Raw genomic sequence first — 24461 nt, forward strand, 5'->3', positions numbered from 1 at the left:
GTTGTAGTGAAAGTCACAGCACACGGGAAATGAATGTACACCTGTGCACTGAAATTTTTATTCAAGCCCCAATCGAGGCTTGTTCGGGTGCCTAAGACTGCCGCACTTTCGCCTTTCACGCCAGTCACAGATGGTCCAGTGACCTGTTCTAATTCACCCAGCGCTGCAGAATCTGCTGCAGGTCGTTCCTTTTGAACGGCTTGGCCAGGTAATCGTTCATGCCCGCCGCGAGGCAGGCTTCGCGGTCACCCTGCAAGGCGTTGGCCGTCAGGGCGATGATCGGCACCTCGCCGCAGCCCGGCAACTGACGGATCTGCCGCGTGGCTTCGTAGCCATCGATGATGGGCAATCGGCAATCCATGAGGATCGCTTCGAAAATCAGGCTTTCGGCGCTGCGTACAGCTTGGGCGCCATCGGTGGCGATGCTGACGGAGAAGCCCAGGCTGCGCAGCATGGCTTCGACCACCGTCTGGTTGACCGGATTGTCTTCCACCAGCAATACGTTGCGGCCTTCGCCATCGCCGCTGCCGGTGGGCAGGCGCGGCGCCAGGGTCGGTGGCGTCTGGCGCGACAGGGCCAGCGGGATTTCGAGGGTGAACACCGAGCCCTGGCCTTCTTCGCTCTGGGCCCGCAGCGTCCCGCCCATGCGCTCGGCCAGGGTACGGGCGATCGGCAGGCCCAGGCCGGTGCCGCCGTAGCGCCGGGAGATCGAATTGTCGGCCTGCTGGAAGGCGTCGAACATGCGTTCCAGGCTCTCGGCCGGGATTCCGATGCCACTGTCGCGCACGGTGCAGGTGAACCACAGCAGTTCGTGGTCCAGGGCCTGCCACTGGCATTGCACGGTGACACGGCCTTGCTCGGTGAATTTCAGTGCATTGCCGATCAGGTTGACCAGGATCTGCCGTATCCGCGTCGGGTCGCCCTGGACCTGCAAGGCCAGCATGTCATCCGGGACCAGCAGGTCCAGGCCCAGCTTGCGCTGTGCGGCACTGTGCTGGAACGACTGCGCGCAACTGCTCACCAGCTCTGCCAGGTTGAACGGGATGTGCTCCAGCTCCAGGGCCGAGCGTTCGATGCGCGAGAAATCGAGGATGTCGTTGATCACCTTGAGCAGGTGTTCGGTGGATTCCGACGCCAGCGCCGTGTACTCGTGCTGCTCGTCGGTCATGTGGGTGGTTTCCAACAACTGCAGCATGCCCAGTACGCCGTTCATGGGCGTGCGCAGTTCATGGCTCATCATCGCCAGGAATTCGGACTTGGCACTGTTGGCTTTTTCCGCTTCTTCGCGGGTCTTGATCAACTGCGTCATGGCTTGGTGCTGTTCGCGGCTGGCTTGTCCCAGACCATCGGCCAGGTTGTTGATGTGCCGCGACAAGGCCCCCAGCTCGGCGTCATCGACGATGGGCAGCGGGGTGCTGTAGTCGCCTTGCTGGATGGCCTTGACTGCGTTGCCGATGTCGCGGATCGGCCGGGACAGGTTGGTCGCCAGCCGGCGCGCCACCAGGAAGGTGAACAGCAGGGCGAACAGCGCCAGGATCGCGGCCTTGAACAGGATTTCCTGCTGCCGCTGACTGAAGGCGTCACTGGACATGCCGACGATCACGCGGCCCAGGTAATCTTCGCCAGCCGCTTCGCCGGATGGGCTGTTGCCCTGCAGGAAGTCATTGTTCAGGGCGATGCGCTGCAGGCGCACCGGGGCCTGGAAGACTTCGATCTGCTGGGCGCGGCTGCGGGTTTGCTCGGGTTGTTCGACGTACACCAGGACCTTGTCGGTGCTGTCCTGGATCTCCAGAAAACGCACGTGTGGGGTTGCCAGGGTCGCGGTGAGCAGGCTTTCCAACACTTCTTTGTTGCCGGAAATCACCCCGTATTCCGTGGCAGGCGCCAGTTGGTTGGCGATCAGTTGCCCGGTGTGATTGAGTTCCTGGCGCAAATCCTGGATCCGCACGAAGGTAAAGAAACTGATCAGCAGCACGGTCAGCAACAATGCCGGGCCGAGGGCGATGAGCTGGGTTCGGGTGTTGATATCCCAACGGCGACGCAAGGTCATGGGCGGTGTTCTCCTTCGGCCAGCGTTGCCGCGACGGATTCGGCGTCAATCGGTTCGATCCCCAGTGAGCGGGAGACCTGCCGGTTGCCCAGGACCTTGAAACGGTCCGGATACAGCGTGCGCGGCCAGGTGGTGGCGGGACGGTCGAGCAACTCGTCGAGAATCGCCAGCCAGTCTTCTTGGTCGCTATAGGTGCTGGCCAGGCTGCCAGCCTTGACGAACGCGGCGCTGGGCCCGATCAGGGCGCGTTGCCGGGCGTAGCTGCTGAGCAACAGATTCTTCACGGTCTTGGGGTTGTACAAGTCGGGGTCATCCAGACCCAGCAGCACGTCGCTCTGGCCCAGCAGATTTTGCAGGGGCCGGCTGTCGTTGGTGTCGTCCCAGCGTTCGCTGACGATGGTCAGGCCCAGCGGTGCCGCGGCCTGGTGAATGTCCTTGAGCAGGAATTCACTGTGGGTGTCGTAAAGCACGCCGACCCGTCGCACTTGCGGCAAGATGGTGCGGATCAGTCGCAATTGCCGCGCCATCGGTGGATCGCTCCACAGCAGACTCAGGTGCGCAGGCGTTGCTTCGCCCAGGCGATCGCGGGCTTGCTGGCGGCTGATGCGCAGCACCAGGGTGGCCGGCCCCTGGGCGTCTTGCAGGCGCCAGTCGAGGCTGGGCAGGTCAAGCAGGACCAGGCGGACATTGCCTGGCAGCTTGTCTGGCGCCGGCAGGTTGGCCAGCGGCGTAAACTGCACGCTGTCTTCAGGGCGCAGGGTTTTCAGGGCCTGGGTGAAAGATTGCACGCCGGGGCTGTCCTCGGCGCCGGTCAGCAGGATCTCGGCGCCCCGGGCCTCGAGGGTCGCCAGCCAACCGGCAAACACCAGGCATAACGCTAGCGTCAGGCGGCCATGAAATGGCGTCTTGCGGGCTGGGCGTCGGGACATCTAGAAAGACAACTCCGCGCTGAAATACACGACATGGCGGGAGTCGTAGCGGTTGTCGATAAAGGTAGTGGGCTGGTTGTCCAGGCGCTGCTGCAGGACTCCCGCCAGTTCCAGGCTGGCCTTGCCCAGGGGAATGCGCCGGGCGAGGCGGGTGTCCACCCGTTCGTAGCGATAGCCATTGAGGGCGTCGGCCGCGTAATAGAGCAGCGCGCTGTTCCAGCCTTGGCCCCAGTCCCGTAGCCAGCCGGCCGAACCGCTGTTGCGGGCGGTCAGTTGTTCGTCGAGGGGGTTGCTGGCCTGGGCGTCGACATAGGCATAGGTCAGGCGCAGGCGGTCGGTGCTGGTCACGCGCCAGTCGAACTGGGTTTCAGCCCCGGAGAATTGCGATTGGTTGCTGTTGCTGGCGATGTACTGATTGTTGCGCAACGGTTCACTGATCATGCCGGTGATTTCGTCATGGAACAGTTTCACGTCGACCGCCAGCCCCAGGTCCACGAAATAACCGTTGTAGCCCAGTTCCCGGGAGCGCATGTGCTCTTGTTCCAGGTTGCCTGGGCCGCGGGTCCGGACGAAGTAACGGGCACTGTTCTGGCCGAAGGCGGCGGGTTGCAGGTTGGTGACCTGATAGCTCCAGTTGACGTTGTTCTCGAACATGTCCGGAGAACGCACGGCTTCGGAGTACACCGCCCGCAGGCCGTGGCGCGGGGTGATCAGGTAGTTGACCGCGACCCGTGGGGTCAGCGAACTGCCGGTCAGGCGGGCGTCTTCGAACATCGCACCGCCCTGCAACAACCAATGCTCGGTGGCCCGCCATTCGAGCTGGCCGAACAGGCGCCAGGTGGTGTCGTCCAGGGTGCCGTTGAAGTATGTCTGCGAGTCGGCCCGGTCGTAGCGATAGTTGGCGCCGGTGACCAGTCGCAGACTGTCGGACAGGCTCAGGGTGTCCTGGATCTCCAGATCGTAGCGCGATTCCCGGGCACTCTGGTCGATGTCGCCGCACAGGGTTTGCGAGGCGCCGTTGCGCCACTGGTCGAGCACCTGATTGGCCAACGCCTGCTCCTGTGGCGTGCCGGCTGGCGCGCCGCTGCTGACGTAGCTGGGGATATTGCGTGCCAGCTTCTCGGCATAGTAGGGGTTGAGCTGCCACAGGTCGGTCAATTGCGGGCTGAAGGACACCTCGGCGTCGCAGGCGCGCCAGGTCTGCTGGCGGTCCCAGTGCTGGATCGAGCCCTGTACATAAAGACTGTGGTTGGGGTCCAGGTCCAGGTTCCAGCGCAGCGAACCGGCGTAGTCCTTGGCGATGACGTCGGAGTTATCCCCAGCGGCGGTAATCCCGGCAAACACGGGACGGTAGGTATAAGGCCGCTGGTTGGTCCCATCCTTGGCGTTCAATTGCCAGTCGATGCTCTGCCGCTCGTCCAGGGTCTGGCTGACGGACAGGTTGAAGCGGTTCAGGCGGCGGCTGTCGCGGTAATCGGCGCCGTTGCGGTCGCTGTCAAAGCCATCGTCTTCCTGGCCGGACAGCGACAGCCGCAGATCGCCGCCGTCCCAACCGCTGCCCTGGCTGGCGTACCAGTCGCTGATGCCGCGCTGACCACGGGTGATTTTCAGCCGGGTGCCGTGGCTGTCGGCCGGGGCGCGGGTGATGATGTTGACCACCGCCATCAGCGCGTTGGCGCCATAACTGACGGTGTTGGGGCCGCGAAAGACTTCGATCCGCTCGATGTCTTCCATGGCCACCGGAATATCGCTCCAGTCCACCGTGGCCAGGCCGGCGCGGTACACCGAGCGGCCGTCGATCAGCACTTGCATGCGGCGGGCTTCGCTGGCGTTGGTGCCATGGTAGTTCACGGCAGCCTGGTTGCCGCTGAGGTTGCCGACCATCATGCCCGGCACCAGGCGCAGCAGTTCGCTGATATCGCGGGCGCCGCTGGCCTTGATCAACTCGCTGTCGAGCACGGTCATGCTGCCTGGCACTGCCGCTGGCGATTGCTTGAGGCGCGTGGCCGTCAGCACCTGCGGCAGGGGCTGGCTGTCCACGAACAGGTCGTCGCCCAGCACTGGCGGACTGATGATCAGTGCCAATAGCAGGGACGAGCCTGGACGGGAAGGGCCAACGGACACGGTACAGCCTTTGAGAAGGGGGGATGGCGGGCATGTTAACCGAGCTGAACGACTTTTCCATTCGCGTTGACAGCATTTTCCTAGGAACTGATGGTCAGCTTCCTACGTCTGGTGGTAATTGTTGCCGGGGCTGGTCGCGCTCTGGCCGCTCCGTATAATGCCCCGCATTGCCACTTGGTATGGATGAACGGATTGCATATGACTGAACAGCGCCCGATTGCGGTCCTGGGGGGCGGGAGTTTCGGCACCGCCGTGGCTAACCTGCTGGCCGAGAATGGTCACCCGGTGCGCCAGTGGATGCGTGACCCGGAGCAGGCCGAGGCCATCCGGGTCAACCGCGAGAACCCGCGTTACCTCAAGGGCATCAAGATCCGCCCGGAAGTGGAACCGGTGACTGACTTGCAGGCCACCCTGGAGGGCAGCGACCTGTTCTTCGTCGCCTTGCCGTCCAGCGCCTTGCGTTCGGTGCTGGCGCCCTACGCAGAACGCTTGAGCGGCAAGCTGTTGGTGAGCCTGACCAAGGGCATTGAAGCCAAGACCTTCAAGCTGATGAGCGAGATTCTCGAAGAAATCGCGCCCAAGGCTCGGATCGGTGTGATCTCCGGACCGAACCTGGCGCGGGAAATCGCCGAGCATGCGCTGACCGCCACGGTGGTCGCCAGTGAGGATGAGGCGCTGTGCCAGCGGGTCCAGGCGGCACTGCATGGCCGTACCTTTCGGGTCTACGCCAGTGCCGACCGTTTTGGTGTGGAGCTGGGCGGGGCGTTGAAGAACGTCTATGCCATCATCGCCGGCATGGCGGTGGCGCTGGGCATGGGCGAGAACACCAAGAGCATGTTGATCACCCGTGCGCTGGCGGAAATGACCCGCTTTGCCGTCAGCCAGGGCGCCAATCCGATGACCTTCCTGGGGTTGGCCGGCGTGGGCGACCTGATCGTCACCTGTTCCTCGCCCAAGAGCCGCAACTACCAGGTCGGTTTTGCCCTCGGCCAAGGCTTGAGCCTCGACGAGGCCGTGTCGCGCCTGGGTGAAGTGGCCGAAGGGGTCAATACCCTCAAGGTGCTCAAGGCCAAGTCCCAGGAGGCGGGGGTGTACATGCCACTGGTCGCGGGGCTGCACGCGATCCTGTTCGAAGGGCGCACGCTTGAACAGGTGATCGAGCTGTTGATGCGTGGCGAACCTAAGACCGATGTCGATTTCATTTCCACCAGCGGTTTCAACTGAACCTTATATTGACCGCAAGCAGGAGCGAGCCATGAACGATCCTCAAGGGCAACCCCAATACGAATCCATCCTGCTGCGTGTGCTGTGGATGGTGATTTACCTGCTGGTCTGGCAGGTGGCGCAATTCATTCTCGGCGCCGTGGTGCTGGTGCAGTTGATCTATCGGCTGATCTACGGCGCACCCAGTGCCAGCCTGATGAATTTCGGCGACAGCCTGAGCCAGTTCCTGGCCCAGATTGGCCGTTTCGGCACCTTTCACAGCGATCAGAAACCCTGGCCGTTCGCGGACTGGCCGACCCCACGCACCCCTGAAGGTGAAGCCCCGCACACCGTGCCGCCGGCCCCGCATCCCGTCCGGGACGAGGAACCGAAGCTATGAAATTGTGGGTATTGCGCCATGGTGAGGCTGAGCCGTACGGTGCCCGTCCCGATCCGGAGCGGGCCCTGACGGTTCACGGTCGTGAGGAAGTGTTGCGCAGTGCCGGTCGGTTGATGGGCGAGCCGTTGCGGGCCATCTACGCCAGCCCCTATGTGCGTGCCCAGCAGACCGCTCAACTGGTGCGTGAAGCACTGGGCATGGAAGCTGAACTGATCACCGTCGATTGGCTCACGCCAGAGACCCGGCCGAGCGAGGTGCTCAGACATCTGGAGGACCAGGACGATGTGCTGTTGGTCAGCCATAACCCCTTGGTGGGCAGCCTGCTGGGCTTTCTGCAGCATGGTCACCTGCAACAGCCCGAGCAAGTGCAAACCGCTGGCCTGGCCGAGCTGGAAGGCGACCTCCTGCTGGCCGGGGCGATGAAGCTCAAAGGGATCAGGCATCCCTGAACCGGTCGGTTGCAGGACTGGGCAAAACAACAATCACACAGGAAGGGCAACGATGAGTCTGTGGCGCACCACCCCCAACATCGAGCAATTGAACGCTGCCGGTAAAAACACCATCAGCGAAGTGCTGGACATTCGTTTCGAGTCTTTCGACGACGAATCCCTGACCGCCAGCATGGTGGTCGATCATCGCACCCACCAGCCGTTCGGCCTGCTGCATGGCGGTGCTTCGGTGGTACTGGCCGAAACGGTCGGGTCCATGGCGGCCTATCTCTGTGTCGATGCCAGCAAGTTCTATTGCGTGGGCCTGGAAATCAATGCCAACCATCTGCGCGGTGTGCGCAGCGGACGGGTCACCGCCACGGCCCGGATGGTCCACCTGGGCCGCACCACCCAGGTCTGGGACATTCGCCTGGTCAATGACGAGGGCAAGGTCAACTGCGTGTCGCGCCTGACCATGGCCGTGGTGCCGGTGGGCGAGCAACCGCCGGCGCGTTGATGCTCTAGCTGGACGAAATCCTGTGGTGAGGAGATTTCCTGTGGGAGCAAGGCTTGCCCGCGATGGTGGCGATGCGGTCTTTCAGAAATCGAGCCGCCTGTGTCGCGGGCAAGCCTTGCTCCCACCAATTTCCTCACCATAGGGGACAGTGCTCACCGCCTCATGACCCCATAGCCCAAGCCCGACTGTCATCATTGCTGTCAGTTACGGTCATTGCCGCGCGCTCGGGTTCTGCGGACAATCAGCCCCAGTTCCCCAATGGATCGGCTGTCATGTCGCAACAGATTTTTTTCGCCCACGCCAATGGTTTTCCCTCGGCCACCTACGGCAAGCTGTTCGCCGCGCTGGCGCCGCAGTACCAGGTGGCGCATCTGGAATTGCACGGCCATGACCCACGTTTCCCGGTGGACGATAACTGGCACAACCTGGTGGATGAACTGATCCATCACCTGGAGCAGCAACCGGCGCCGGTGTGGGGCGTGGGTCACTCCCTGGGCGGCGTGCTGCACCTGCACGCGGCGTTGCGCTGCCCCGAGTTGTATCGCGGCGTGGTCATGCTCGATTCACCGGTGCTGACCCGTACCGACCAGTGGGTGATCCTGGCCGCCAAGCGCTTGGGGTTCATCGACCGCCTGACCCCGGCGGGGCGGACCCTGGGACGGCGTGAGGAGTTCGCCGACCTGGCGTCGGCCCGGCAGTATTTTGCCGGCAAGACATTGTTCCGCGGTTTTGACCCGGATTGCTTCGACGCCTACCTGCAACACGGCCTGCAACAAGTCGGCGACCGGCTGCGGCTGCGCTTCGACCCGGCCACCGAAATCAGCATTTACCGCGGCGTGCCGCACACCAGCCCAGGGCGTCCGCGCAAGCTCAAGGTGCCGCTGGCGGTGGTGCGTGGCCGGCAGAGTCGCGTGGTGATGCGTCATCACACCCGTTCGGTGGGGCGTATGCTTCATGGCGAATCCCTGAGCATGCCCGGCGGCCATATGTTTCCCCTCGAACGTCCACAGGACACGGCCAACCTGCTCAAGAACCTCTTCCAGCGTTGGGAAGGGCGCAGCGCATGAGTATGGTCGAGGAGGTCCGCCTGAGCCTGCCGCACATCGAACTGGCGGCCCACCTGTTCGGGCCGGAAGATGGGCTACCGGTGATTGCCCTGCATGGTTGGCTGGACAACGCCAACAGCTTCGCTCGCCTGGCGCCCAGGCTCGAAGGTCTGCGGGTGATTGCCCTGGACATGGCCGGCCACGGTCACTCCGGGCATCGGCCGCCCGGTGCCGGTTATGCCCTCTGGGACTACGCCCACGATGTGCTGCAAGTCGCCGAACAACTGGGCTTGAAGCGTTTCGCCCTGTTGGGACATTCCATGGGTGCCATTGTTTCACTGGTGCTGGCCGGTTCCCTGCCGGAGCGGGTGACGCACCTGGGGTTGATCGACGGGGTGATTCCTCCTACAGCCAAAGGCGATAACGCGGCCGAGCGCATGGGCATGGCCCTGCAAGCCCAGTTGGATTTGCAACAAAAACGCAAGCCGGTCTACAAAACCCTGGAGCGGGCCATCGAAGCACGGATGAAAGGGCTGGTGGCGGTCAATCGCGAGGCCGCCGAATTGCTGGCCCAGCGCGGCCTGATGCCGGTGCCCGGGGGCTATACCTGGCGCACCGACAACCGCCTGACCTTGCCATCGCCTTTGCGCCTGACCGATGAACAGGCCATGGCGTTCGTTGCGCGGGTCGGTTGTCCGGCGCATCTGGTGGTGGCGGCGGACGGCATGCTTGCCCAACACCCGGAGTTGCTGGAGCGTCTACCCTTCAGTCATGAGCAGTTGCCCGGCGGCCATCATCTGCACCTGAACGACGAGGTCGGTGCCGCGCTTGTAGCAGACTGTTTCAATCGGTTCTTCACCGTTCCTTGACTTGCGCCGGGCAACTGTCGAGGCTGGGCGGGTTGAAAGGGAGACAACCATGACAGACCTCTGTTTATCCGCCTCGCGGTGCATCGATGACACCCGTTGCGTCCAAGCGTCCCAGGCCAAGCCGATCCGATGAAATTATCCGTTCACTCACTCGTCCTGCTGGTGCTGGCCTGCTTCAGCCCGGCGTCGTTCGCCGTCGACGTGCCAGGCAGTCGCGACCTGGAGCGGGTGCCGCGCATGCCTGACGCGCAGATTGTCGATTACCGGCAGACCAGCGACCTGGAACGTGTCTACCCCATGGGCTCGATCCGCAAGATCAGCGGCCAACTGCGCTTCGACGGCCAGGTCGATGCCCGTGGGAACGTCACGTCGGTCACCTACGAACTGCCGCCGGAACATGCCGCCACCCAGGCCTTTACCGCGGCGCGCGAAGCGTTGCAGAAACAGGGTGCCGAGCTGTTGTTCTGGTGCCAGGCCCGCGATTGCGGCGAAAGCAGCCTGTGGGCCAACGACGTCTTCGGCAACGCCAAGCTCTATGGTGCCGACAACGGCCAGGCCTTCCTGCTGCTGCGCCTGGCGCCACCGGCGGACAACACACTGATTGCGCTGTATGCCATCACCCGTGGCAATCGCAAGGCCTACCTGCATGTCGAGCAGTTCGAGGCGAACGCACCGCTGGGCGACCTGCTGCCGACGTCGGCCACGCTGCTGCGCCAGCTCAAGGACACTGGGGTCCTGGATTTACCGCGTGTTGCCGGTGAGCCGGACGACACCTGGTTGCGCCTGTTGTCCCGGGCACTGAACCTGGACACGGGCCTGCGGGTCAGTATCGCCGGGCCCCGGGCCGAGGACTGGCTTGAGGCGCTGGCGGGCCAGGGCGTCCGGGCGGCGCGCATGGAGGCCGCCAGCGGCGAGGCGGCGGGTTTGCACCTGGAGTTGCTGCGCTAAGCTGTCTCGGGGCAGCGGGTTTTCGCCGCTGCCTCGCACCTGTTCATTTTTTCGAGACCCTACATGCTCAATAACGATCGGCTGTTGGTGCAGATCCTGCTCCTGGTGTTGTTCGGCGCAAGCCTCTGGGTCATGGCGCCGTTCTGGTCGGCGCTGTTCTGGGGGGCGGTGCTGGCTTTCGCCAGTTGGCCGCTGATGCGCCTGCTGACCCGCTGGGTCAATGGCCGCGAATCCCTGGCGGCGGCGTTGCTGACGGTGGGCTGGATGCTGCTGGTGGCGGTGCCGCTGGTGTGGCTGGGTTTCAATCTGGCCGACCATGTACGCGATGCCACGGCGTTCATCAAGGACGTGCAGGTCGACGGCCTTCCCGAAGCGCCCGATTGGCTGGCCGGGGTGCCACTGGTGGGCGGGCGACTGGTCGGCATCTGGAACAGCATCGACCAACAGGGTGCGGCAATGATGGCGTCGATCAAGCCGTACCTGGGGCAAGTCGGCAACTGGCTGTTGGCGCGCAGTGCGCAGATTGGCGGTGGCATAGTCGAACTGACCCTGAGCATCGTGTTCGTGTTCTTTTTCTATCGCGACGGCCCGCGCCTGGCGGTGTTCGTCCACGGATTGCTGGAGCGTCTGATCGGCGACCGTGCCGGTTACTACATCGAGCTGGTGGCCGGTACGGTGCAACGGGTGGTCAACGGCGTGATTGGCACCGCGGCGGCCCAGGCCGTGCTGGCGCTGATTGGCTTTCTGATCGCCGGGGTCCCGGGGGCGCTGGTACTGGGTATCGTCACCTTCCTGTTGAGCCTGATACCCATGGGACCACCGCTGGTGTGGATTCCTGCCACGGCGTGGCTGGCGTGGAAGGGTGAGTACGGGATGGCGGTGTTCCTCGGCATTTGGGGCACGTTCATCATCAGCGGCGTGGACAACGTGCTCAAGCCCTACCTGATCAGCCGTGGCGGAAACCTGCCCCTGGTCATCGTGCTGCTGGGGGTGTTCGGCGGGTTGATCGCCTTCGGTTTCATCGGCCTGTTTATCGGCCCGACCCTGCTGGCGGTGGCGTATAGCCTGTTGACGGACTGGAGCAAAAGCCAGGCGCGATAGCTTAGGTCGAGTAACTGCTGACGCGACCAATCATGGACGCTCTCCTTGGGCTGGGATAGCCGGTGGCTGTACAAAACGGCCAGATCGACGCTGGCCCCTGTGGGAGCGAGCTTGCTCGCGATAGCGGCGGGTCAGCTTGCAAGCCTGTTGAAGGTGCTGACGCCATCGCGAGCAAGCTCGCTCCCACAGGTGATAGGCGTGTTCTCAGGCACGAGGCAGGCTGATCACCGCCGTCAACCCACCCCCTGATGTCTCTTCCAGGGTCAATTGCCCGCCCAGGCGTTCGGTGGCTTCCCGGGCGATGGTCATGCCCAGGCCGACGCCGCCGGAGTTGCGGTTGCGCGAGCCTTCCAGGCGAAAGAACGGTTCGAACACCGCCTCGCGTTTGTCCGTCGCAATACCGGGACCATGGTCGATGACTCGAATCAGCACCTGCTTATGTTGGTCCTCCAGGCTGATCAAGGCATGGCCGGCGTAGCGCAGGGCGTTGTCGATGAGGTTGTTGAGGCACGAACGCAGCGCCATCGGTTGCACCTGCAGCGGCGCGCAGGTACCGCTGACCTGCACATCGGCGCCCTGGTCCTGGGCGTTTTCGCTCAACGATTCCACCAAGGCCTGCACGTCCATCCATTGCAGCGCTTCACTGGTGCGCTGTTCGTGCAAGTAGGTGAGGGTGGCATCGAGCATGCCGATCATATCGTCCAGGTCCTGGCGCATCTGGCCTTGCAGCTTGATGTCATCGATCTGCTCCAGGCGCAGCTTGAGCCGCGAAAGCGGCGTGCGCAGGTCATGGGACACCGCGCCGAGCATGCGGGAACGCTGCTGCACCTGCTCGCGAATCCGTTGCTGCATCAGGTTGAACGTATGGGCCGCCTGTCGCGCTTCACGGGGGCCGTTTTCATCCAGCGGCGGGCTGTCGAGGTTTTCGCTCAGGCGCTCGGCCGCATCGCTCAGGCGCTGGATGGGGCGGGTCAGCAGCTTGGCGCCGTACCAGGCCGCGACGATCAGGAACACGAATTGAAAGGTCAGCGGCACCAACGGGCCGCCGAACCACGGGCGTTTCGCACGCCCGGGCGGTGGACCGAAGGGCGGGGGTGCGTCGCCATGCTGGGAAAAACCGGGCGGTGACCCGGGAGGTGGTGGCTTGTCGTAGACGGAGAACCAGGCAAAGGCCAACAGATGCGCCAGGACAATCGCCAGCAACAGCACGCCAAACAGGCGGCCGAACAGGGAGTCGAGGCGCAGTTGCATCAACCGACGTCCCGTGCGTCGAACAAGTAGCCCTCACCGCGCACGGTCTTGATCAGTTGCGGGGCCTTGGGGTCGTCGCCCAGCTTCTGGCGCAGGCGTGATACAAGCAGGTCGATGCTGCGGTCGAACGCCTCGATGGAGCGCCCGCGAGCGGCGTCCAGCAGTTGTTCGCGGCTGAGTACCCGGCGCGGCCGTTCGATGAAGACCCACAACAGGCGGAACTCGGCATTGGACAGCGGCACCACCAGCCCGTCGGCCGAGATCAGTTGGCGCAGTACGCTGTTGAGCCGCCAGTTGTCGAAACGGATATTGGCCCGAGGCTCGGTGCGGTCGTCGCGCACCCGGCGCAGGATGGTCTGGATACGCGCTACCAGCTCCCTGGGTTCGAACGGCTTGGCCATGTAGTCATCGGCGCCCAGCTCCAGGCCGATGATGCGGTCGGTGGGCTCGCAGCGGGCGGTGAGCATCAGGATCGGGATGTCCGATTCGGCGCGCAGCCAGCGGCACAATTGCAAGCCATCTTCACCCGGCAGCATCAGGTCGAGCACGACCACGTCGAAGTGCTCGGCCTGCATTGCCTGGCGCATGGCCGCGCCATCGGTCACGCCGCTGGCCCGTATGCCGAAGCGGGCCAGGTAATCGATCAGCAACTCGCGGATCGGCACATCGTCATCGACGATCAGCGCGTGGGTGTTCCAACGCTTGTCATCGGCGGGCACTTTTTGATCGTCAGAATTTGCAACAGGGGTGTTCTGCATGAATGCATCATCTGCCAGGTAGGCTGCCAACCGCAAAGAAGGCGGCAAGGTTGAGCCCTCAGCATAGGCTTCGTGCCGGGAGGCGTGAAGCGCTGAAAGGCTGGGTTGCGGCGGCGGACGGTAGCGTGTCGACGTGTTGTACGCATGTCATGAGTGTATCGGCTTCGACACAAAGGTCGGTGTCGTCCATGCTGCTCTGGACGCGATGAGGATTTTACCGATCATCGGGTCCCGCACGGGCGTTGGTTCCGCTACAATGCGCGCCGATTTCGACTTGCCTGAGAGCCCGCTCATGTCCGCCTGCCAGACGCCCATTATCGTCGCCCTGGATTTCCCCACCCGTGACGCCGCCCTGAAGCTGGCCGACCAGTTGGACCCCAAGCTCTGCCGGGTCAAAGTCGGCAAGGAACTGTTCACCAGTTGTGCTTCGGAAATTGTCGGGACCCTGCGCGACAAGGGGTTCGAAGTGTTCCTGGACCTGAAGTTCCACGACATTCCCAACACCACCGCCATGGCCGTCAAGGCGGCTGCGCAGATGGGCGTGTGGATGGTCAACGTGCATTGCTCCGGTGGCCTGCGCATGATGGCGGCCTGCCGTGAAGTGCTGGATCAGCGCAGCGGCCCGAAACCGTTGCTGATCGGCGTGACCGTGCTGACCAGCATGGAGCGCGAGGACCTGGCCGGGATCGGCCTGGACGTCGAGCCCCAGACGCAGGTGCTGCGGTTGGCCGCGCTGGCGCAGAAGGCAGGCCTGGACGGTCTGGTTTGTTCGGCCTTGGAAGCTGGCGCCCTGAAGGCGGCTCACCCGTCGCTGCAACTGGTGACCCCGGGGATTCGTCCGGCGGGCAGCGTCCAGGACGACCAGCGTCGCATCCTGACCCCGCGTCAGGCGCTGGACGCCGGTTCCGATTACCTGGTGATCGGCCGTCCGATCAGCCAGGCCGCCGATCCGGCCAAGGCGCTGGCGGCGGTCGTGGCCGAGCTGGCCTGAGCAATCCCTGAAGCCTATGTGAGAAACCCTCTGTGGGAGCGAGCTTGCTCGCGATAGCGGCCTATCAGCCCCTAACGGGTTGACTGATACACCGCTATCGCGAGCAAGCTCGCTCCCACAGTCGTCTTCACATCAGACCTTGAGGACGAGCTTGCCGAAGTTTTCCCCACTGAACAATTTGGTCAACGTCTCGGGGAATGTCTCCAGACCTTCGACAATGTCTTCCTTGCTCTTGAGCTGCCCCTTGGCCATCCAGCCGGCCATTTCCTGCCCGGCGGCGGCGAACTGCGCGGCATAATCCATGACCACGAAGCCTTCCATGCGCGCCCGGTTGACCAGCAGCGACAGGTAGTTGGCGGGCCCCTTCACTGCGTCCTTGTTGTTGTACTGGCTGATAGCGCCGCAGATCACCACGCGGGCCTTGAGGTTCAAGCGGCTGAGCACGGCATCGAGGATGTCGCCCCCGACGTTGTCGAAATACACATCCACGCCCTTGGGGCATTCGCGCTTGAGGCCGGCGTGGACGTCTTCGTTCTTGTAGTCGATGGCGCCGTCGAAACCCAGTTCATCGACCAGGAACTTGCATTTGTCGGCCCCGCCAGCGATGCCCACCACGCGACAGCCTTTGATCTTGGCGATCTGCCCGGCGATGCTGCCCACCGCACCGGCGGCACCGGAGAGCACCACAGTCTCGCCAGCCTTGGGCGCGCCGACGTCCAGCAGGGCGAAATAGGCCGTCATGCCCGTCATGCCCAGCGCGGACAAATAACGTGGCAGCGGTGCCAGTTTCGGGTCGACCTTGTAGAAACCTCTTGGCTCGCCAAGGAAATAATCCTGCACCCCCAACGCACCGTTTACGTAGTCCCCGACCGCGAACCCCGGGTTGTTCGAGGCCATGACCTGGCCGACACCCAATGCCCGCATCACCTCGCCGATGCCGACCGGCGGGATATAGGACTTGCCCTCGTTCATCCAGCCGCGCATGGCTGGGTCCAGGGACAGGTATTCGTTTTTCACCAGGATCTGGCCGGCTGCCGGTTCGCCGACCGGTACTTGCTGATAGGTGAAAGTCTCGCGGGTCGCCGCACCTACCGGGCGTTTGGCGAGCAGGAACTGGCGATTGGTCTGGGCAGTCATGGCGGGCACTCAAGATGAATGAAGCCTTGTTGATAGACCTTCGAAGCATTTGCCGCAAGGTTTGCTGACATAGCGAATGCAGTTCGATCCAACACAGTGATAGTTCAACCGGGGGCCTTATCACTGGCGCCCATGAATGCTCAAACGGCAATTGGATAGTGCTGCCGTGTCCTCGGGACCTGTGACTAGACTGGCGGCATCTCCCGCATTCTTCGAGGAACAGAACAATGAGCATGACGTTTTCCGGACAGGTCGCGGTGGTTACCGGTGCTGCCGCTGGCATCGGCCGGGCCACTGCCTTGGCGTTCGCGGCAGAGGGCCTGAAAGTGGTGGTGGCCGACCTGGACGTGGCGGGCGGCGAGGGCACGGTGCAGTCGATTCGTGATTCGGGCGGCGAAGCGGTGTTCGTGCGCTGCAACGTGACGCTGGAAAACGATGTGCAGCAGCTGATGGACGAGGTAATCAAGACCTACGGTCGTCTTGACTACGCCTTCAACAACGCCGGGATCGAGATCGAGAAGGGCAAGTTGGCCGACGGTACCCTTGATGAGTTCGACGCGATCATGGGGGTTAATGTGAAGGGCGTCTGGCTGTGCATGAAGTACCAGTTGCCATTGCTGCTGGCCCAGGGCGGCGGTGCGATCGTCAATACGGCCTCGGTGGCGGGCCTGGGCGCGGCGCCGAAGATGAGCATCTATGCAGCGTCCAAGCATGCCGTGATCGGCCTGACCAAATCGGCCGCCATCGAATACGCCAAGAAGAAAATCCGCGTGAATGCGGTTTGTCCGGCGGTGATCGACACCGACATGTTCCGTCGTGCCTATGAGGCGGACCCGAAAAAAGGTGAGTTCGCCAATGCCATGCACCCGGTAGGGCGTATTGGCAAAGTTGAGGAAATCGCCAGCGCCGTGCTGTATTTGTGCAGCGACGGCGCGGCCTTTACCACGGGTCATTCCCTGGCGGTGGATGGCGGCGTCACGGCGTTCTGAGGACGTGCCCTTCAGCTTGTAGGAAAAAGCCCGCACTGGTTGCGGGCTTTTTCGTGAGCGTTCGAAAAATCCTCGGAACGGCCCCTCAATGTGTTTCAAAGGGTGAGAATCGACGGTTTTGGCGACGTTGTCGTACATCGTCCCGTAGCAGCCTGTGCTTAACTGTTTCCGGAAATAAAACAAACGCTTAGGAGTTTGGTTACTCATGGAGTTGAGAATCGACCGACAGGCCCTGGTGCCTGTCGTGCAGCAAATCGTTGACGCGCTGATCGGCTGGATCCGACAGGATGCGGTGCAACCGGGAACTCGGCTGCCATCTGTCCGCCAACTGGCGCGGGATAACCTGCTCAGCCAGTCCAGCGTCAATGAAGCGTGTGAACGTCTGGTCGCCCAAGGCCTGTTGGCGTCGCGCCATGGTTCCAGTTTTTTTGTCGCACCCCCTTCACCCGAACCCGAGCCCACCGATCATAATCGAGAGCAGGACACGTTCGCCGCCGGGGGCGACAGCTCGCAATGGGAATTGAAGCTGGGGTGTGGCGGGCTGCCCGAGAGCTGGCGTGAAAGCGATGACCTGGGCTATGCGATCCGTCAGGTCACTCGCACCGACATGGCAGGATTGTTCAACTACAGCACGTCGTTGGGGCTGCCCGCCCTGCGTGAACAACTGTCCAGGCGCCTGAAACAACTCAATATCGAGGCCGGTAAAGATCTGATCCTGACCACCACCGGGGCGACCCATGGGTTGGACCTGATCGTACGGACACTGTTGCCGCCGGGTTCCTGCGTGGTCGTGGAGAGCCCAGGCTATTCAAGCCTGTTCGACCTGCTCAGGTTGCACGACATCGACATGATCGAACTGCCCAGGACACCGCGCGGCCCGGACGTCGATGCGCTGCAAGACCTGCTGGCGATGCATCGGCCTACCGCGCTGTTCGTCAACAGCGCCTGCCATAACCCGACCGGCAGCAGCCTGGCTCCGGCCGTTGCCCAACGGCTGCTGCAATTGACGAAGGAACACGGCGTACTGGTGATCGAAGACGATGCCTATGGCGACTTCCAGAGCTCGGCCCGGACCCGGCTGGCGGCGCTGGATCCCGATGTGATCTACGTGGGCAGTTTCTCGAAAACCCTGAGCAGTTCGTTACGCGTCGGTTTCGTGGTGGCCGGGCCTTCCATCATCGCGCGGCTGAGCGAGGTCAAGGGCATTACCAGCATGGGTGGGTCGCGGTTTTGTGAGTCGGTGCTTGCCTGTCTCCTGGCCAATGGCGCCTATCGCAAGCTGGTCCAGCGCCAGCGCCAGCGTCTGGGCGCCGACATGGCGGTGTTGTTGCAGGTATTGGAGGACGCCGACTGGGAGGTCTTTGGTAAACCGGCCGGCGGGCTTTTCCTCTGGGCAAGACCGCCGTTGTGTGACTACGCTGAAGTGCAGCGTCTGGCCAAGCGCTTCGGCGTGCTGCTGTCTTCGCGTACAGCATTCAGCCCTTCGGGCGCCGACAGCGACTGGTTACGGATCAACGTGGCCTATGCTCGTGATCCCAGGGCGCTGGCGTTCTTCCGGGTCGCGGCTCTGGATCGACCTCAAGTATCCTGAAAACGACGCGGCTGTAGCTTTTTGCCATTATTCCGACGCCAGCATCTTGTGTTGCAGGGCGTCTCGTTGCGAATCTGCAATCAACACACACTGGCAGAGGACTGAGCGCAATGATTTCGGCCGTGCAAGGACGTTTTGCCAACCTGGGTATGGCAAAGAAACTGGGTATCGGATTTGTCCTGGTGCTGTTGCTGACCGCAGTGGTCGCGGCCATCGGCGTCTGGTCCCTGCAGACCATCAGCTATCGCTTCGATGGCCTGAAACAGATGTCCTCCCTCAACAGCGGGTTGCTCAAGGTCCGGCTGCTGGAGCAGGAATACGCCTCGCGCTCCGACCCCAAGACGGCCGATGCCCTGCGCCAGGGCGTCGATGGGCTGGTGGCCCAGGCGGACGAACTCAAGGTGCAGTCGGCTGCCAACGTGCCGGTGATGAACGACGTGGAGCAGGCGCTGGCGGCGTATCGCAAGGCGTTCGACGAATTTGTCGGGTTGAGCCAGAGCAAGGACCTAGCGCTGGAAATGGCCAGTTGGTCGGTGTCCAGCGTCGCCAATAACCTGGATGTGTTGCAGGCCGGGCTGGCGGATGACGGCGCCTATACCTTGAAAGATTCCGAGGGCAAGGAGGGGGCCGAGTTCATCGAGCAGGCCAATCAGGTCAGCGAAGTATCCCGCTTGATGTTGCAGGCCATGAACGAAGCGCGGGTCCGCCTGGACCAGAGCCGCAAAGGCAGTGTCGAGGGCGCCGCAGAAGGCAGCATCGAACAGGCCGAGCAGGCGATGAAACAGGCCGAAGTGCTCAAGACCACCGTCAAGGACCCGGGTTACCAGACCGTGCTCAATGAAGTGGCCGGGCATATCGCCGGGTTCAATGAACAACTGGCCGAATACACCGGCCTGCTGGCGAAGGAAAAAGTCGTCTACCAACAACTGCACGAACGGGCCGATCAAGTGGTGGCGCGGGTTGACCAGGCCTTCAGTGCCGAAGACCAGGCCATGCAGACCGAACTGAAGAAAAACTCGCTGCTGATCATCGGTTCGTCGGCCTTGGCGTTGCTGGTGGGATTGATCGCGGCATGGGTCATAACCCGGTTGATCGTGACACCGCTGCGCAGTGTCATTCGCGTGGCCCAGCAGATTGCGTCGGGTGACTTGAGCGCCACGGTCGAAGTGACGCGCCGGGACGAAATCGGTCAGTTGATGCAGGCGATGCAACAGATGGGCGCGGGGCTGAGCAGTATCGTCAGCGGCCTGCAGGCCGGTATCGAGCAGTTGGCCAATTCGGCCCAATCGTTGTCGGCCGTGACTGAACAGACCAACCTGGAAGTCAGCAGCCAGAAAGAGGAAACCGAGCAGGTCGCCACGGCGATGAACCAGATGACGGCGACTGTGCATGATGTGGCACGTAACGCCGAAGAAGCCGCACAAGCGGCCCAGACTGCCGACGACAAGGTCGAAAGCGGCCAGCAGGTGGTGCGTCAGAGCATGGTGCGCATCGAGCAGCTGGCCGATTCGGCCACGTCGGCCAGTTCCAGCATCGAAAGCCTCAGCGCCGAGATCCAGAACATCGGCACGGTGCTGAGTGTGATCAAGAGCGTGGCCGAGCAAACCAACCTGTTGGCACTCAATGCCGCTATCGAGGCGGCCAGGGCCGGGGAGCAGGGCCGGGGCTTTGCGGTCGTGGCCGATGAGGTACGGGCGTTGGCCAGGCGCACGCAACAGTCCACCGAGGAAATCGAGCGATTGGTGAGCGCCTTGCGTTCAGCGGCCCAGGCTTCCGTGCAGCAGATCCAGAGCAGCGGCGAGTTGGTGAAGATGGCGGTCAGCGATGCACTGCAGACCGAAAGCGCCTTGGGCAGTATTGCGGCGGCGGTATCGCTGATCCAGCAGATGAACCAACAGATCGCGGCGGCGGCCGAGCAGCAGAGTTCGGTGGCCGAGGAGATCAATCGCAGTGTCACCAGCATTCGCGCCAGCGCCGATCAGTCGTCCCTGGCAATGCGCGGCAATGCCGCTTCCAGCATCGAGCTGGCGCAGTTGGGGGTTGAGCTGAAAGGGATGGTGGGGCATTTCAGGTTGTGACAAAGACGACGCCAGCCTTGTGGCAAGGGAATAAATCCCCTCGCCACAGGTTGGCCCAGGTATCAGTCGTAAACCTTCTTCTTCTTCCACTCGTCGCTGACTTCGGCTTCCTTCAGCCCTTCGGTCAACTGGTTGACCTCACCTTCGACCGGCTGGGTGCTGGCCAGGACCTGGGCATTGGCGCGGGCCAGGAGTTTCTCCAGGTAGGCCAGTTGTTCGGCGTAGACCTGGGGGTCCTGTTGCTTGCGCAGGTACTGCACGCCGCGCTCGAAGGCCAGGCGGGCCTGCCCGGGTTGTTCTTGCTGCAGGGCTTGCTGACCAAGGTTGTTGAAGAACTCGATGTGCAGCAGCACCAAGATGTGTCGCACTTCGCGAATCCAGCGCTTGGCTTCGTTAGGCGGCAGGAAACCGTCCTGGGCGGCGCGGGTGATCTGGCCGTGCAAGGCCTCGAGCAGAAACCGTACGTCCTTGGCCTTGGCTTCGGTCTGGATGGGTGCCGGTGGATTGTTCACCGGGATCGATTCACCCTGGGCGGCCAGTGCGCTCAACTCGTCCAGGCGTGCCTTGACCGCGGAGTTGGTCTTGTCCAGGTTCAGCAAGCGCTGGCAGGCGTTCATCTCAAGGCGCGTCATCAACAACTTCAGGGCAGGGGTCATCAACTGCCCGGGGAAGGTTTCGGTGAGTTCGCCACAGCGCCGCATCCGGTCGTTGAGTTCTACCTTGGTGCGAACCTTTTCCAGCTTGTTGTTTTCCACCACGTGGTTCATGTAGCCAATGGCGATCAACAGGGCGATCCCGGCTACGACGAGCAGGGTGATCATGAGTGGTGTCACCGGTAAGACCTCTTTATTGTGGTACGCATGTCATGAGTGTAGTGGCTTGGCTTTTAAGCGCATAGGCCCGAGCGACGCGATTAGACGGGCGTCGTGCTGTTTATAGGAAGCATAACCGGGTGAGTGCACATTGCCATCATTTGCCGGGCGCGACTATAGCGTCTCGGCGGGTGACAGAATATAGGCGTCAGAGACCGGGTGGGCAAAATGTCCGGATCGCCCCCAAACCGGGCGAAGTCATTGATTTAAATAAATTTATATCTGGGGGTTGACGACCCTTCAATCCATCCATAGAATGCGCGCCACTTACAGCGTAAAGCACTCAGCCAAACGCTATAAGCAGTGAATGTTGTACGTGTGTCCCCTTCGTCTAGTGGCCTAGGACACCGCCCTTTCACGGCGGTAACAGGGGTTCGAGTCCCCTAGGGGACGCCAATGCGGGAATAGCTCAGTTGGTAGAGCACGACCTTGCCAAGGTCGGGGTCGCGAGTTCGAGTCTCGTTTCCCGCTCCAATTTTAAACAGCGTTGCTTTCGGGCAGGGCTGAGTGAAACCAGAACCAAGTCTTCGGAGGCGGGTCTGGGCACTGGAACACACACCATGTGTTCCGGGCAGCGTGTCCCCTTCGTCTAGTGGCCTAGGACACCGCCCTTTCACGGCGGTAACAGGGGTTCGAGTCCCCTAGGGGACGCCATTTGCGGGAATAGCTCAGTTGGTAGAGCACGACCTTGCCAAGGTCGGGGTCGCGAGTTCGAGTCTCGTTTCCCGCTCCAAATATTGCGCTACAGAGTTCCACTGAATTCTGTAAGTGATTGAAATCAGGGCCTTTAGGCCCTTTTTTCGTTCCAGCGGGAACCACTGAAATCCAGCACTATCCGGTGCGTTTAAGTCCAGAATTGAGTCCAGGATTCTGACGAGCACTGAATCGGTTTAATGCTGGAGCAGATTGTGTAGCGAGATGAGCATCTGGCCCTGACTCTGTTCAGGAGCTCGCGATGGCACTCTCAGAAATGGCAGTTCGGCATGCCCGAATCACCGGTAATGACTACACCCTCGGTGACAGTGATGGTCTCACTCTCAATGTGACGGCCAGAGGCGGAAAAGTCTGGCTCTTCCGTTATTACTGGGCGGGCGTGCAGAAACGCATGTCTCTCGGTAGTTATCCGCAAATCAGCCTTAAAGAAGCCCGTGTCCGACGTGATGAGGCGCGCGCCTTGGTTGCCCAGGGCATCAACCCCTACGAGCATCGTAAACAACAGCGACTAGCTGTTCATGCTGCGAAGGAGCACACCTTCGAAGCGGTGTTTAATCAGTGGGTGGAGTTCCGCAGGCTAAGCCTGAAGGAAGGACGCCAGAGCACGCTCTCGCAGATCTTGAGAATCTTCAGTAAAGACGTCTTGCCCATGCTGGGCGGGCGGTCCATTTACGATATCAATCGTCACGATCTGCTGGATTTGCTGAGCAGGATTGAGCAGCGCAAGGCGTTAACGACCGCCGAAAAATGCCGGACCTGGTTCAACCAGTTGTTCCGCTATGCGTTGGTGAAGATCGAGGGGCTGGAACACAACCCAGCTTCAGATCTTGATGTGGTCGCATTTCCCAAGCCTCCAGTGACGCACAATCCGTTTCTCCGAATGGACGAGCTTCCGGCATTGATGGCTGCTCTTCGAAACTACGGTGGCGCCAACCAAACTCGGCTTGGCCTTCGGTTGTTGTTGCTGACCGGTGTCCGCACGGGCGAATTGCGGTTGGCGACACCCGACCAGTTCGATCTGGAGAAGCGCTTGTGGGTCATACCGGCGGAAGTGGTGAAACAACTCCAGCTAGCGATGCGGAAGCCAGGTAAGCAGACTCAAAATGTACCGCCTTATATAGTGCCGCTGTCGGTTCAGGCGCTGGAGATCGTGCGTCACTTGCTGGACCAGGTTGTCCCCGCACAGCGCTACTTGTTTGCGCATCGAAGCGACCTGAGCAAGCGCATCAGCGAGAACACGCTGAATGGCGCGTTGCGTCGGATGGGGTATGCCGATCAACTCACCGGTCATGGGATGAGGGCGACGATCTCGACGGCGCTGAACGAGATCGGGTATCCAAAGGTTTGGGTGGATGCTCAGCTTTCTCATGCTGATCCGGACAAGGTGAGCGCGGCCTACAATCACGCGGGATACGTGGAGCAGCGCCGGACCATGATGCAGGACTGGGCGAACCGTCTTGATCTTTGGGGGCAGGGCCAGCTGAAAGCGGCTAGCTCTCCGCTTACCATCCGGTTGGAGGGTGCTGCTTCGCTGCCGTCGCTGGAAAGCGCGAGCGCAAACTCCATTCAGTTCAACGGCATCTTTCCAATGACAACCGTCTCGGTGCCCAAGGCTTCGGTTAGCGGCGAACCAGCTCTTATCGTGCCGCACCAGTCGCCTGTCGTACCTCTTTCGGTCCCGACTGAAATGCCGCATAAATCTCACGTGTCTGACATCCAGCGCGAACGCGCCGAGATGCTTGCCATCTATGAGGCCGCTAGTAATTTACCGTTAATTGTTTTCGCTAAATTGGCTGGTAAATCCCGAGATCAGATCAATCGTGATATTAAGGCTCGGCGTCTGCTGTCCCTCAGCCTGGGGAATCGTGGTCAGCGCATTCCGGATTGGCAGCTTGATCCACTGCGGCACAAGTTGGTACTTGCTGCGTTAGCGAGGTTTCCGGATACCGGTGCGTGGAGGCTTTATCGGGCGGTCTGTGAGCCTCATGAGCGACTTAAGAGGCGTGCGCCAATCGATGTGCTCACTCCGGAGAATTTCGACGCGACTGTGCGGATCGTTTGCAGCGCCCTGAGCCCAAGCTGAGTTGCTGTCCTAGCGCGGTGACAAATGGGCGTCACCGCTTGCTTGAGTACTGCTTGGCACGGAACTGTAGTCGAGGCCTGCCGACGGTGTTATGCGTCTAGTCGACCTGATTCCGCTGCAATACCGCGTGTTGGTCGCCGGCCTTCTACCATGCGTTTTAGTCGCCGCTTCGGCGGCCATCGCCTGGATGGTCCAAGGCTGGCAATACGGTCAGCAGCTGGAAAAAAAAGCCCGGCAAGGCCTAGCTCAGCGGTGAACTGGTGATAATGAACTGGGAAACCGGAAGCACTAGGAAGGTTGTTTTGATGGGAGATGCTCCTCAGCAACGGCTCATTTCCTGATCGCCCGGGCTGACCCGCTCAAGTCTAGGGGAGCAGACTGT

Annotated in this window: 20 protein-coding genes, 4 tRNA genes and 1 pseudogene; 18 read left to right on the forward strand and 7 right to left on the reverse strand. The window is 62.0% G+C overall.

The features are described 5' to 3' along the window. Positions 1-148: 148 nt before the first annotated feature. The 3 genes from KI237_RS08115 to KI237_RS08125 are packed head-to-tail and all read right to left on the reverse strand — an operon-like array spanning position 149 to position 5103. Positions 149-2050 carry an ATP-binding protein gene (locus KI237_RS08115; protein WP_212799505.1) on the reverse strand — a complete coding sequence of 634 codons (1902 nt, stop codon included), beginning with the start codon at positions 2048-2050 and terminating at the stop codon, positions 149-151. Then, entirely contained in the window at positions 2047-2979 is a 933-nt protein-coding gene (locus KI237_RS08120; RefSeq protein ID WP_212799506.1) for an ABC transporter substrate-binding protein, read from the reverse strand. Before KI237_RS08120 ends, KI237_RS08115 begins: the two co-directional genes overlap by 4 nt. Further along, the gene (locus tag KI237_RS08125; RefSeq protein ID WP_212799507.1) at positions 2980-5103 is read right to left on the reverse strand and encodes a TonB-dependent receptor plug domain-containing protein; all 2124 of its coding nucleotides are present in this window, start codon (positions 5101-5103) and stop codon (positions 2980-2982) included. It abuts the gene before it with no gap. A gap of 198 nt (positions 5104-5301) precedes the next feature. Here KI237_RS08125 and KI237_RS08130 point away from each other — a divergent pair, with 198 nt between their 5' ends. From KI237_RS08130 to KI237_RS08165, 8 genes are all read left to right on the forward strand, one after another. Then, complete coding sequence (locus KI237_RS08130; RefSeq protein WP_212799508.1) at positions 5302-6327, forward strand: NAD(P)H-dependent glycerol-3-phosphate dehydrogenase; 1026 nt, start codon at positions 5302-5304, stop codon at positions 6325-6327. 31 nt (positions 6328-6358) lie between these two features. Continuing rightward, positions 6359-6706, forward strand: coding sequence for a DUF4389 domain-containing protein (locus tag KI237_RS08135; RefSeq protein WP_212799509.1), 348 nt, complete (start codon positions 6359-6361; stop codon positions 6704-6706). Further along, positions 6703-7155, forward strand: coding sequence for a phosphohistidine phosphatase SixA (gene sixA, locus KI237_RS08140; RefSeq protein ID WP_212799510.1), 453 nt, complete (start codon positions 6703-6705; stop codon positions 7153-7155). Before KI237_RS08135 ends, sixA begins: the two co-directional genes overlap by 4 nt. 52 nt (positions 7156-7207) lie before the next feature. Beyond that, positions 7208-7651: a hotdog fold thioesterase gene (locus KI237_RS08145; RefSeq protein ID WP_212799511.1), complete on the forward strand. Its 444-nt coding sequence runs from the start codon at positions 7208-7210 to the stop codon at positions 7649-7651. A 272-nt stretch (positions 7652-7923) separates the two neighbouring features. Next, the gene (locus tag KI237_RS08150) at positions 7924-8718 is read left to right on the forward strand and encodes an alpha/beta fold hydrolase (RefSeq protein ID WP_057451981.1); all 795 of its coding nucleotides are present in this window, start codon (positions 7924-7926) and stop codon (positions 8716-8718) included. Then, positions 8715-9566 (forward strand): alpha/beta hydrolase, encoded by an 852-nt coding sequence (locus KI237_RS08155; RefSeq protein ID WP_212799512.1) that lies wholly within the window; start codon positions 8715-8717, stop codon positions 9564-9566. Before KI237_RS08150 ends, KI237_RS08155 begins: the two co-directional genes overlap by 4 nt. Positions 9567-9695: 129 nt before the next feature. Beyond that, entirely contained in the window at positions 9696-10514 is an 819-nt protein-coding gene (locus tag KI237_RS08160; protein ID WP_212799513.1) for a DUF4892 domain-containing protein, read from the forward strand. A gap of 63 nt (positions 10515-10577) precedes the next feature. After that, positions 10578-11615, forward strand: coding sequence for an AI-2E family transporter (locus tag KI237_RS08165; RefSeq protein WP_212799514.1), 1038 nt, complete (start codon positions 10578-10580; stop codon positions 11613-11615). Positions 11616-11819: 204 nt separating this feature from the next. Here KI237_RS08165 and KI237_RS08170 read toward each other — a convergent pair whose 3' ends face one another. Both KI237_RS08170 and KI237_RS08175 read right to left on the reverse strand, forming a co-directional pair. Continuing rightward, positions 11820-12866, reverse strand: coding sequence for a HAMP domain-containing sensor histidine kinase (locus tag KI237_RS08170; protein ID WP_212799515.1), 1047 nt, complete (start codon positions 12864-12866; stop codon positions 11820-11822). Then, positions 12866-13624, reverse strand: coding sequence for a response regulator (locus tag KI237_RS08175; RefSeq protein ID WP_212799516.1), 759 nt, complete (start codon positions 13622-13624; stop codon positions 12866-12868). Before KI237_RS08175 ends, KI237_RS08170 begins: the two co-directional genes overlap by 1 nt. 292 nt (positions 13625-13916) lie before the next feature. Between KI237_RS08175 and pyrF the strand changes: the two genes are divergently transcribed. After that, positions 13917-14615 carry an orotidine-5'-phosphate decarboxylase gene (gene pyrF, locus KI237_RS08180; RefSeq protein WP_212799517.1) on the forward strand — a complete coding sequence of 233 codons (699 nt, stop codon included), beginning with the start codon at positions 13917-13919 and terminating at the stop codon, positions 14613-14615. Between the two features lie 132 nt (positions 14616-14747). Here pyrF and KI237_RS08185 read toward each other — a convergent pair whose 3' ends face one another. After that, the gene (locus tag KI237_RS08185) at positions 14748-15752 is read right to left on the reverse strand and encodes an NADP-dependent oxidoreductase (protein ID WP_212799518.1); all 1005 of its coding nucleotides are present in this window, start codon (positions 15750-15752) and stop codon (positions 14748-14750) included. A 227-nt stretch (positions 15753-15979) separates the two neighbouring features. Between KI237_RS08185 and KI237_RS08190 the strand changes: the two genes are divergently transcribed. From KI237_RS08190 to KI237_RS30915, 4 genes and pseudogenes are all read left to right on the forward strand, one after another. Further along, the gene (locus KI237_RS08190) at positions 15980-16741 is read left to right on the forward strand and encodes an SDR family oxidoreductase (protein WP_057451989.1); all 762 of its coding nucleotides are present in this window, start codon (positions 15980-15982) and stop codon (positions 16739-16741) included. A 205-nt stretch (positions 16742-16946) separates the two neighbouring features. Continuing rightward, positions 16947-18332 (forward strand): aminotransferase-like domain-containing protein, encoded by a 1386-nt coding sequence (locus KI237_RS08195; protein ID WP_212799519.1) that lies wholly within the window; start codon positions 16947-16949, stop codon positions 18330-18332. Positions 18333-19324: 992 nt separating this feature from the next. After that, a pseudogene (locus KI237_RS30910) lies at positions 19325-19549 on the forward strand (HAMP domain-containing protein); the annotation flags it as partial. Further along, positions 19547-20410 (forward strand): methyl-accepting chemotaxis protein, encoded by an 864-nt coding sequence (locus tag KI237_RS30915; protein WP_411740638.1) that lies wholly within the window; start codon positions 19547-19549, stop codon positions 20408-20410. The pseudogene KI237_RS30910 and the gene KI237_RS30915, both read left to right, overlap by 3 nt. A 62-nt stretch (positions 20411-20472) precedes the next feature. Here the strand turns inward: KI237_RS30915 and KI237_RS08205 are convergent, their stop codons facing one another. Next, on the reverse strand, positions 20473-21231 hold the full coding sequence (locus KI237_RS08205) for a hypothetical protein (RefSeq protein WP_212799521.1): 759 nt from the start codon (positions 21229-21231) through the stop codon (positions 20473-20475). Between the two features lie 371 nt (positions 21232-21602). On the opposite strand from KI237_RS08205, the gene KI237_RS08210 reads away from it, so the two are divergent. The 5 genes from KI237_RS08210 to KI237_RS08230 all read left to right on the forward strand — a co-directional run bounded on the left by KI237_RS08210 (position 21603) and on the right by KI237_RS08230 (position 24079). Continuing rightward, a tRNA-Glu gene (locus KI237_RS08210) sits at positions 21603-21678 on the forward strand. A gap of 2 nt (positions 21679-21680) precedes the next feature. Then, positions 21681-21756 (forward strand) — tRNA-Gly (locus KI237_RS08215). Between the two features lie 104 nt (positions 21757-21860). Next, positions 21861-21936: transfer RNA gene (locus KI237_RS08220), tRNA-Glu, on the forward strand. A gap of 3 nt (positions 21937-21939) precedes the next feature. Next, positions 21940-22015, forward strand: a tRNA-Gly gene (locus KI237_RS08225). A gap of 222 nt (positions 22016-22237) precedes the next feature. Continuing rightward, positions 22238-24079, forward strand: coding sequence for a tyrosine-type recombinase/integrase (locus KI237_RS08230; RefSeq protein WP_102617808.1), 1842 nt, complete (start codon positions 22238-22240; stop codon positions 24077-24079). Positions 24080-24461: the final 382 nt, after the last annotated feature.

It is taken from the genome of Pseudomonas sp. St316 (assembly GCF_018325905.1).
GTDB lineage: Bacteria > Pseudomonadota > Gammaproteobacteria > Pseudomonadales > Pseudomonadaceae > Aquipseudomonas.